Annotated in this window: 1 protein-coding gene; it reads right to left on the bottom strand. The window is 39.1% G+C overall.

What is annotated here, in order from left to right:
* Positions 1–35: 35 nt before the first annotated feature.
* A protein-coding gene (locus tag BM156_RS20560) for an IS3 family transposase (protein ID WP_093921786.1) occupies positions 36–1243 on the bottom strand; the annotation gives its coding sequence in 2 pieces (ribosomal slippage) (positions 36–958 and positions 958–1243; 1209 coding nt in all).
* Between the last annotated feature and the right edge of the window lie 37 nt (positions 1244–1280).

Genomic DNA, 1280 nt, shown 5'->3' with positions numbered 1-1280 from the left:
TGAACTTGCAACAAAAAAGTGGACATTGAGTTAAGCTACGCTGCCAATTTTTGTTTATTTATTAATTCAGCAAATTCCACTGGCGACAAATAATTTAAAGCAGAATGGGTTCTCTGGGTATTGTACCAAGTTTCTATATATTCAAAAACAGAAACTCTCGCTTGCTTTTTTGTGGCATACTTGTTTCTGTAGATCCATTCTGTTTTTAAGGTCTTGAAAAAGCTTTCAGCAACGGCATTGTCCCAACAATCTCCTTTTCTGCTCATGCTTTGTGTTACAAATGGATTTGACGCCAGCAGCTCTTTAAACTCGGTACAGGCGTATTGTATCCCCCTGTCAGAATGAAAAATAAGATCATCATTTACCGGACGGTTCGCAACTGCCATTTTCCATGCAGGAACAACTGTGTCAATGGTTTTAAGCGTACTACTTGTTGACCATCCAACTACTTTTCGGTCGCACAAATCGATAATAACAGTCAGGTACAACCAGCTTGCTGAAGTGTGTATATACGTAATATCAGAAACCCAAACTTTACCTAACTCATCCACTTTAAACTCCCGATTCAACAGGTTTGGTGCCACCTGAAGCTGATGCTTCGATTCGGTGGTACATTTAAAACGTCTCTTTGTTTTGCTGTGGATATTGGCTTTTTTCATCAGTCTGGCGACACGTTGTCGCGACACATGAATATATTCTTTCTTTAATTCTTCACAGATGCGTGGACTGCCATAAGTTTCTTTGCTCTTTTTATGTACCGATCGTATCTGAACCATTAATTCTTCATTTTCAAGTGCTCGTTTTGAAGGTTTCCTTTTTAACCAGGAATAAAACCCACTTCTGCTTACGCCTAATACTTTACACATCATTTCAATGGAAAACATGGAGCTATTGTCGGTTATAAACCGGAAAACTTTCCATCGCTCTTGGAAAAGATGCTTACCGCCTTTTTTAAGATGTCCCGTTCCATTTTCATGTCTGCCAATTCCTTTTGAAGACGAGCAATCTCTCTTTGTTCTTCTGTTAATTTAGGATTACCGTTTCCCGGGAAACTTGCTCCCTCACAACTGGCTAGCTCACTACGCCATCGATAAATTAACTCTGGACGGATCTTCAGCTCATTAGCTAGCTCTACTATGTTGCCTCTTTCGTAACTAAGTTCAACTGCGTTAAGCTTAAATTCTCTTGTAAAAGTCCTTCTTGCCTTGTTCATCATACTAAGATAAAATTTAAGGCCAATCATACCTTAACTTATTGTCCGATCAAATGTAGCAACTCCA

The sequence above is a fragment of the Sunxiuqinia elliptica genome (genome assembly GCF_900113005.1).
Lineage (GTDB): Bacteria > Bacteroidota > Bacteroidia > Bacteroidales > Prolixibacteraceae > Sunxiuqinia > Sunxiuqinia elliptica.
The sequence above is the reverse complement of the archived record's forward strand: the minus strand, read 5'-3'. Positions and strand labels throughout refer to the sequence as shown.